7 protein-coding genes are annotated in these 8,757 nt (G+C 34.3%); 5 read left to right on the plus strand and 2 right to left on the minus strand.

Annotation, left to right across the window (positions count from 1 at the left end; all coding sequences use genetic code 11):
- Positions 1–239 precede the first annotated feature (239 nt).
- The 3 genes from ACP6PK_RS18020 (at position 240) to ACP6PK_RS18030 (ending at position 2,784) form a co-directional block, all read left to right on the plus strand.
- The gene (locus tag ACP6PK_RS18020; RefSeq protein ID WP_094677483.1) at positions 240–749 is read left to right on the plus strand and encodes a hypothetical protein; all 510 of its coding nucleotides are present in this window, start codon (positions 240–242) and stop codon (positions 747–749) included.
- 680 nt (positions 750–1,429) lie between these two features.
- Positions 1,430–2,320, plus strand: coding sequence for a hypothetical protein (locus ACP6PK_RS18025; protein ID WP_426561390.1), 891 nt, complete (start codon positions 1,430–1,432; stop codon positions 2,318–2,320).
- Positions 2,321–2,334: 14 nt separating this feature from the next.
- A complete protein-coding gene (locus ACP6PK_RS18030) occupies positions 2,335–2,784 on the plus strand; it encodes a DUF2996 domain-containing protein (RefSeq protein ID WP_094677481.1) in 450 nt (149 codons plus the stop codon).
- On the opposite strand, the gene ACP6PK_RS18035 is transcribed toward ACP6PK_RS18030, so the two are convergent.
- Both ACP6PK_RS18035 and ACP6PK_RS18040 read right to left on the minus strand, forming a co-directional pair.
- Entirely contained in the window at positions 2,781–3,608 is an 828-nt protein-coding gene (locus ACP6PK_RS18035) for an alpha/beta fold hydrolase (protein ID WP_426561392.1), read from the minus strand. The genes ACP6PK_RS18030 and ACP6PK_RS18035 overlap by 4 nt on opposite strands.
- Positions 3,609–4,246: 638 nt before the next feature.
- Positions 4,247–4,510 carry a hypothetical protein gene (locus ACP6PK_RS18040; protein WP_426561394.1) on the minus strand — a complete coding sequence of 88 codons (264 nt, stop codon included), beginning with the start codon at positions 4,508–4,510 and terminating at the stop codon, positions 4,247–4,249.
- A 637-nt stretch (positions 4,511–5,147) separates the two neighbouring features.
- On the opposite strand from ACP6PK_RS18040, the gene metG reads away from it, so the two are divergent.
- Together metG and ACP6PK_RS18050 are read left to right on the plus strand one after the other, a co-directional pair.
- Positions 5,148–6,755: a methionine--tRNA ligase gene (metG, locus tag ACP6PK_RS18045; protein WP_426561396.1), complete on the plus strand. Its 1,608-nt coding sequence runs from the start codon at positions 5,148–5,150 to the stop codon at positions 6,753–6,755.
- A 373-nt stretch (positions 6,756–7,128) separates the two neighbouring features.
- Positions 7,129–7,743 (plus strand): LabA-like NYN domain-containing protein, encoded by a 615-nt coding sequence (locus ACP6PK_RS18050; protein ID WP_293104224.1) that lies wholly within the window; start codon positions 7,129–7,131, stop codon positions 7,741–7,743.
- Positions 7,744–8,757: the final 1,014 nt, after the last annotated feature.

The following is an 8,757-nucleotide window of genomic DNA, read 5'->3' on the forward strand; positions in this document are numbered from 1 at the left end:
GCAAAATAAGAATATGTCATATTTGACTATATTTTTATGAATTATAAGCAGACAGAAAGCTTCCCGATAATAGGGGATATGATTTAAACATAAATGTGAAAATTTCCTATTTCTACAACTCGGTTTGCTTGATAGAGTTTCCTAGGCCATCAGAAAAAATTAAATATACACAAATTGTGCAATTTTAAGGGAAAATTATAACAACAACCTCAAGTATAAATTTATAGGAGAGATGTCTAATGAGATTCGGTCATCGATTACCAAAAATATTAGCCCCAATATTAATTACCCTATTACTATTAACTTCTGCTTGTGGTGGAGCTAAACAACCCAGTCGTTTCGATCAAGCCCAACAACAAAGTAAAACAGAACGTCCCTCCGAAGCTAAACAAGTAACAGGTGGCAGTCTAAACAAATATTTCCCATCCTCCAGTGGGGACTATAAATTAAACTATGCTCAAGAGAAAAAAGGCTTTGCTCAAGCAAGTCTCAAAAAAGATGGTAAAGAAGTAGCAGTTATGTCTATTAATGATATTTCTGCTTCCCCTACTGCTGCCAACAAATTCCAAAATAGCAGCAAAAAAATCGGAGGATATCCAGCAGTAGAACAAGGTAAAACTACTACTGCTGTATTAGTAGATAATCGTTTTCAGGTAAAAGCTCAATCAAAAGACCCCTCATTTACAGCCAGCGATCGCGAAGCATGGCTACAAAAATTCAATCTCAGAGGTCTATCTAGTCTCAAATAGAAGGGAATAGGGTTCATTAATGGATAATGGATAATTACCTCCATAAAAACCCTAAAGGAATTGAAGATCACAAAATCACAATTTCTTTTTTTCTCTTGAACTTGAAATAGAAGGCTTTATACCAAATTGATTAATTATCCATTGGTAAATAATTGATAATTTCTCTACGATAATTGATTTAATTTTTTATTGTTGGAGATGTCTAATCAAAAAAATCCTGCCCCAATACTGAAAAAAAAGCGTCTTCCTCTATTCACTTTTAACTAGGGAATAAGGAATAGGTATGGAGGGGGAAATAATTGATAATTTCTCTACGATAATTGATTTAATTTTTTATTGTTGGAGATGTTTAATCAAAAAAAATCCTGCCCCAATACTCAAAAAAGCCTCTTACTCTATTAACTAACTTTTAGGTATTGGTAATTGGTGGGATAATTTTCTACTTGGGGTAATACCGATCTCTGACTCTGGTTAAATATTTAGAGGTATTAGAAACAGATTACTCTTAAAATTTCATCTCTTGATTTACCAACGCCAAGTTTGAATTTTTAACCAAGAAATACCATCTCATACCTCCCCAGTAATGGGGATAAAAAAGGAAATTTCAGATTGTCTTGCCTCCAACTTCAGCCAGAGGTACTGATAACTGATAACTAATAACTGAAATTAAGGAGCCTTAAATGAGTAAACCAATCTTTGAATTAGTAGATGAACTACCCACTGACAATATTACAATTAAAGCTTTACGCGCCCTAGACTTTGTTGTTCCTGGAGAGTGGGATAACTTGGTAGGATTTGAAAATACTATCCGCACTGTAACAGGGGAAGACGACGAAGACCTAATTCAGCAAATAGGCGATCGAGCTGTAATTCTCTTCAATGACAAAGCTCAAGGATATCAACGTGCTTTGTGGCTATATCAAACTGTGAGTGGAGCAGGTCGTGCTTTAGGTGCAGCTTCCCTAGCTAATATGGTTGGAGATAAAATACCTCTGGTGGGAGGTTTGTTAACTAGCCTTACTCCTAAACCAGGAAAAGCCCAAACTATCGATCTATCTCTAAAAGTAGTTGCAGAATTATTAGGTTTCTGTTCCATAAATGGCATTCCAGGAGATAGTATTGGTGATTTTGTCGGCGCTTTAGGAGATTATAGTGGAGAATCTTTGATGCGGTTAGCAGCTTTAGTTTGTTTTGATGGTTTAATTCCTTTAGGGCCAGATTTTCTAGGTGCAGCTGCTGAATGGATAGAAGGACTTTCTACCTCAGACTTAGAAGAAAACGAAGGCTTCCGGGGAATTGAGGAAGCTATTCCAGGAGATGATAAAGATAGTAAGTTGGGCTTTATTGGGGAAGCTTTCGGCTCTGTTTCTGGTTGGATGGGAGATTTTGTCAGCGATCGGGGCATTACACCAGAAAATGTGGCCAATAGCTTGCAAAGTTTCGTAGAATTTAGCGATGATAAATTGGACTATTTGGCTGCATTCCTAGATATGAGTACCAATTATTATGAACATACAGGAGTTCAAACCCTGGCTCGTCGTTTAGTAGAACGAGCTTATGCAGAAATTTAACTAAGGAAGCATTTATGGCAGAAGAACAAGAAGCTAAAAAAACTGAAACTAAACCTGCTGGAGGCAAGGTAAAACCAGAAAAGCCCCCAGCAGTTGAAACTAAACCGTTTGCTGAGTTTATGCAGCAAGATTATTTGCCAGCTTTACAGCAAGCTTTAACCAAAGAAGGTATTGAGGATCTCGATCTAAATCTAGTTAAGCAAAAACTACCTATGATTGGCTTTGGTTCATCTGAAGAATGTTGGCAAGTGGTGGGTAAGTTTAAAAAAGGCCAGCGTCAGTTCAATGTCTATTTTCCCAAAAAGGATATTAAAGGCCCTAGAGCTTTCTCTTGTGCTGATAATGGAGCTAAACCTGCTACCTTAGAACCTTTTTTAATTGATGAACGTAAAATTACTCTGAACTTATTGGTGTCTGGTGTGATTCAACGCTTGAACGCTCAAAAGTGGCTTAGTTTAAACTAAGTATTTAATGTAGCAGATACTCTCTGTGTTTCTGCTACATTAAATTTACTGCCCCATCGGCCTTGAATAATTTCGTAAAGGTCTACGTCTGCTTCTAACAAGCAGGCGTGGCCACTATTAGGGAGAATAACAATTTGAGCTTCAGGCAAATACTTGACTAAAAACTTAGCTTGTGATATGGAAGGAAAAATTCTATCCGCGGCACTAGCAATAACTAATACAGGCTTTTTTAAACTTTTTAGTTGATTTTTGTTTAGTTGGAATGAACGCATTAACTCAAATCGCCAGATGGCAGTCTGCTGAGAAATTGACTGCATAGCTTTGAGTAGTGCTTGACGCTCCTCTCGTTCTATCCTCCCTAAAGCTCCTAAAAAGGGTAAAGTTGCCGTTATAGATAATTGATATAAATAGGTTGGTAGATATTGAGTAAGATATGAGCCATATTTTACTATAGGTTCTTGACTAAATGAAGTAGCTGAATTAACTAAAATTAGTTTGTCTAATAATTCAGGATTATGGAAGGCAACTTTTAGTGCTAAACATCCTCCAAAGGATTCTCCACATAAATAAACAGGTCTTTTGGGTGCTAATTCCTGTTCAATTTTAATCAAGTTGATTGTTCTCTCCAATAACCAATCCCAACTCGATAAATCATTTTGTGGGATACTCAGACAACGAATATCAAAAGCAGTTGATAATCTAGAAAGTTGCGCTCTCAACAATTTACCTGTACCGTCCATAGCAGGTAGAAAAATAAATAAAGGTAATTCTGGTTTAGAGGCGGTTGGCCTTAAAAAACTAATTTTACTACTTCCTACTTGCATGATTGAATACAGATATAAATTAGTAATGATTGATAAATTAATAACTAATAGTTGAGATATCTAAGTAAATTTTCATTCCGCTTATACTTTGATGAGATTTTTATTTTTTTGTGATTTACCTAATTATTACTTAATAATTAGTAATTTTTTGTTTTATTTGAGAAAATAACAATATTAGCAATCACAAAATTAAGAAATATTCAAGGATTAAACACATTCTTCTGACACTAAATTGGTAATTTATTGGCTAATATAATTAGTTATATCATTAACTAAATGTTTAGCATATTTCCCTTGATATTGCCGATGATGTGAAGTTATCACCCAAAATGGACAATGGAACATCATATTAGAGCGTTGATCAACTATTGCAAAATGCCATCTAGATTCATCGAACAAAGGTTCTGAAAGGTCAAAAAAAACTTAATAATTTCAAGGGTATTCTTGAAGAAATTAACTGCTCATCAGATGAAGCGATAGCTACTGTTCATTAATGGATAATGGATAATGGATAATGGATAATGGATAATTACCTCTCCCTCAAAGGGAGAGGATTGACTAAAAGGAAAAAATTTATTTTTTTCCCCTTGAAAGGGGAGGCTTTTAACCTGAATTATTTAATTGATAATTATTAATTATTAATTATCCGGTAATATTGCCAGATTTGATACTGGCGCTCCCAGAGCCAAATGGGCAAATCCTCTTTGACAATCACCAATAAAATTAGTAGGAGTAAATTTTATCATAGGTGCAGCACCTTTTGGAAACACTCCAAATAGTTGGTGAGCTTCTAATAGTTTTATTGCCTGTTGAAAAAAATGCTTTTTTCTCTGAGTAGGATGATCTAAAGGAAAACCTCCTAAACCAGTCACCACTTCCCGTAGCAAAGGTACTTGGCTCATATAGTGATGGCAGGCAAATCAGATTGGACGATTAAAGGCCACTTTCATTAATTGATAATGAATAATGGATAATTACCTCTGGTTAAAACCCTAACGGAATTGAAGATAAAGAAATCTCCTAACACTTTTTTTATCTTGAAGTAGAAGGCAATAAAGCCGAATTGATTAATTATCAATTATCCATTGGTAAGTAACAAATGGTCTATAGAACTACCATGGTTACTTCCAAGTAACACGCCTCTTGCTAAAGGAATTTGGTCTCCATTATGAAAAAAGTTCTACTAGAGTAGCTAAGAACAAACGGGAAATTAAGATACTCTTAATTTGCTTGGCTCCCCATTTTGTCTCTAAATAGAGATTCAATTCTAGATTTTGAATAAATAAATATTCTGTAAGAATAATAACATCAAAATACCAATAGTTAAAATTTCTTTGAGAAATTATAGAAGAACAATACAACAGCATTACTGTTAAGGTAAGGGATATTATTGGCTTGATTAGCTAATTATAATCAAGTTAATTTAGTTCAGCAAACAAGTAGTTAAGCTAAGTAGTTAATCAAGGTCGATACTACTAGACTTCAAAATAATTATCACCATTGCCAGTTTAAATCAAAAGTATTTAAGTCGGATTTTCCATGAAAAACAACATATATACAAATACAAATACCTTTGCCATCACAACTCCCCTTTACTATGTTAACGATTTACCACATATAGGTAGTGCTTATACCACTATTGCAGCCGATACGGTAGCTCGTTTTCAAAGACTACAAGGTAGATCGGTGCTGATGATTACTGGTACAGATGAGCATGGCCAGAAAATTCAAAGAACAGCTCAAAGCAAAGGAAGATCCCCGAAAGAACACTGTGACTCAGTAGTTACAGGATTTGAATCTCTTTGGCAACAACTAAATATTCAGTATGACCGTTTTAGTCGTACTACTGCATCTAACCACGAAAAAATTGTCAAAGAATTTTTCCAAAGAGTTTGGGATCAAGGCGATATCTACTTAAGTCAGCAACAAGGATGGTATTGCGTATCTTGTGAAGAATTTAAAGAAGAGCGAGAACTTCTAGAAGATAAATATTGTGCTATTCACACTAACCAAAAAGTAGAATGGCGCGATGAGCAAAACTACTTCTTTCGTCTCTCTAGGTATCAGGAACAACTAGAAGCTTTCTACCAACAAAGGCCAGAATTTATTCAACCCGAAAGCCGTCGGAATGAAGTCTTAAGCTTTGTCAAACAAGGATTACAAGACTTTTCAATCTCTAGAGTTAATGTAGATTGGGGCTTTCAACTACCTATCGATCCCAACCATACCATATATGTTTGGTTTGATGCTCTATTGGGTTATGTTACAGCCCTTTTAGATCCTGATAGTGAACCCACCCTAGAGAATGCTTTATCAAAGTGGTGGCCAATTAATCTGCACCTAATTGGGAAAGATATATTACGTTTCCATGCTGTTTATTGGCCAGCAATGCTAATGTCAGCAGATTTACCTCTGCCTGAGCGTGTATTTGGACATGGATTTTTGACCAAAGATGGCAAAAAGATGGGGAAATCATTAGGCAATACTTTAGATCCTTTTGAATTAATCCAAAAGTACGGCTCTGATGCAGTTCGTTATTATTTTCTCAAAGAAATTGAATTTGGAGTTGATGGTGATTTTAGTGAAACCCGGTTTATCAATGTGCTCAATGCTGACTTAGCAAATGGTTTGGGGAATTTACTAAATCGTACCCTGAAAATGGCTCATAAATACTTTAATGGTCAAATTCCTAATATTAATGGTGAGAAAATAGAGGTTTCTCATTCACTTAAAAAAATAGGTATTAGTTTGGGTGAAGAAGTTACTCAAGCTTATGCTTCTTTGGCTTTTAGTAAAGTTTGTGAAGCGGTATTAGTTTTGGCTAGAGCCTGCGATAAATATATAGACGAAACTGCTCCGTGGAGTTTATATAAACAGGGTCAATTAGAAACTGTAGCAGAGGTGTTATATTCTGTGTTGGAGTCTGTTAGATTAGCAGCTTATCTTTTATCGCCGATCATTCCTAATATTAGCAATGCTATCTATCAGCAACTAGGTTTCTCAAATGATTTTAACGATAAATCAGTAATTAATAGTTCAGAAATTTTTGTTAAACAAGTAAGTTGGGGCACTCTACCAGGAAATCAAATTCTGGGGCAACCTCAACCTGTTTTTCAAAGACTAGAACTGATAGAAACTGTTGCTTAAAAAGCTAATATTAATTAATTGATAATGGATAATTGCTTCTGGTTAAAACCATACGGGAATTGAATATCGGGAAATATCCTAGTGCAGGATGGCAGAAATAACTGACCAGTTACAAAATCGGTCAGCCTTACTAACCAATAATGGTTGAATTTTGAATTTTGAATTTTGAATTCCGCGTAGCGGCACTAGCACTTTTTGATCCTTAAAAGGATAGGATTTAAACCTTTAGGGATTAATTATCAATCATCTATTATCAATCATCCATTGGTAACTATTGTTTTTTCAAATTACATAGCCTGTTTTTTCTCTTACAAATTATCTTCTGATTAAGAATTAAATTTCTTTATTTCATAAAAAACTGAGGTTAAAAACAATGTTGAATCATCAACAAATACAAATAGAGTGTAATGAAATATTTACACCAGAACAAGTTCTAGAAAATCGTGGCAAAGTAGCTATTTTTATTGATGGATCTAACTTATTTTATGCTGCTTTGCAGTTAGGAATTGAGATAGATTATACGAAACTTCTTTCACGTCTTACAGGAGGTTCTCGTCTCCTACGTTCTTTTTTCTATACTGGAGTAGATCGTACTAATGAAAAACAGCAAGGATTTTTGTTGTGGATGCGTCGTAATGGTTATCGGGTAATTTCTAAAGACTTAGTACAATTACCAGATGGTTCTAAAAAAGCTAATCTTGATGTAGAAATTGCTGTTGATATGATGGCTTTAGTAGGTTCTTATGACACTGCTGTATTAGTTAGTGGAGATGGAGATTTAGCCTATGCTGTAGATGCTGTTAGTTATAGAGGTGTTAGGGTTGAAGTTGTTAGTCTTAGAGCTATGACTAGCGATAGTTTGATTAATGTTTCTGACCGTTATATAGATCTGGAACAAATTAAAGAAGACATTCAAAAAACTTCAAAATCTCCTAGTTATACCTATCGTCCTCTATCAGCTATAGGTTTGATGGATGAACATGATTAAGGATAATATTTGGTCTGATTTAACTTAGAAAATTTGTCAAATTTTAGAACAATAATTAATTTAAAAGTGGTGTGAATTTTTGTTGAGTTTAGTAGATTAATACCTAGATCATTTTTATGTCTAGGTTTGAGAAATAAATTAGAGCAAAAATTAAATATTACTTAGCTACAAGGAAAGTTGGAAAACTGAGCATTATTCAAGTGAAAACTGGAAAAATTTCTGCTTATGATGAAAAACTTTCCTTGAGTTTTTATTTTGAAGGTATAGCATTTATCATTATAGATAGCAATTCTATTTTAGTTGTCATATTTTGGTAGTAGTTAGGAGTCAGCAGTCAGCAGTTAGGATTCATAAGTCATAATTTCAAATGCTTTTAGCTTAAATTAACTACTATAAAACTTCTGACAAAATATTTCGAATTACTATAAAAATAAGTATTATTTTTAAAAGTCTTCCTCTAGTTGTTAGTCAGCCAAAATAAGGTTGATTCATAACTAAAGTTACCAAATAATTAATCATTAAATAATTCAGGTTTAAAGTCTCCCCTTGGATAGGGGATAAAATCAAAAATTTTCCTTTAAGGTAAGCATTCAGCTATTAGCTGTAATTATGAATCAAGCAAATCTTTTAACTTATAGTACATTTTCAAGCCAGAAATTGAAATTGAAGTAGAAAAACGAGGTTTGAGTTGTCAACCCATATCATATATTGTGTGGCTGGGAATGTAGATATTTCCGGGAAGCTGATAGGTAATAGCTGACGGCTGAATGCTTACTATTTTAATTTGGTAGAAAAAACATTTATAACTGAAAAATTTGGGTAGTTATACCAATTCCCATGTATTAATGCTATACTTAATTAATACTTCAGTTATTAAGTAATTACCTTGAGAGAATTACCTTTTTGCTGATTTGAGACAATTTAATCTTTGATTATCCTTATTTTGACTTCTCCCGTACGGACGTATCGCTGCGCGACATGTTTGCGGAGCATTCCGGAACGGAAAACGCATTT

This window comes from Dapis hubbardiae BLCC-M172 (genome assembly GCF_050016015.1).
GTDB lineage: Bacteria > Cyanobacteriota > Cyanobacteriia > Cyanobacteriales > Microcoleaceae > Trichodesmium.

What these genes read in the sequence shown, in the direction of transcription:
- ACP6PK_RS18040 (WP_426561394.1), bottom strand. Translation starts at nt 4,510, where the DNA reads ATGAGCCAAGTACCTTTGCTACGGGAAGTGGTGACTGGTTTAGGAGGT.
- ACP6PK_RS18030 (WP_094677481.1), top strand. Translation starts at nt 2,335, where the DNA reads ATGGCAGAAGAACAAGAAGCTAAAAAAACTGAAACTAAACCTGCTGGA.
- ACP6PK_RS18025 (WP_426561390.1), top strand. Translation starts at nt 1,430, where the DNA reads ATGAGTAAACCAATCTTTGAATTAGTAGATGAACTACCCACTGACAAT.
- ACP6PK_RS18020 (WP_094677483.1), top strand. Translation starts at nt 240, where the DNA reads ATGAGATTCGGTCATCGATTACCAAAAATATTAGCCCCAATATTAATT.
- ACP6PK_RS18050 (WP_293104224.1), top strand. Translation starts at nt 7,129, where the DNA reads ATGTTGAATCATCAACAAATACAAATAGAGTGTAATGAAATATTTACA.
- metG (WP_426561396.1), top strand. Translation starts at nt 5,148, where the DNA reads ATGAAAAACAACATATATACAAATACAAATACCTTTGCCATCACAACT.
- ACP6PK_RS18035 (WP_426561392.1), bottom strand. Translation starts at nt 3,608, where the DNA reads ATGCAAGTAGGAAGTAGTAAAATTAGTTTTTTAAGGCCAACCGCCTCT.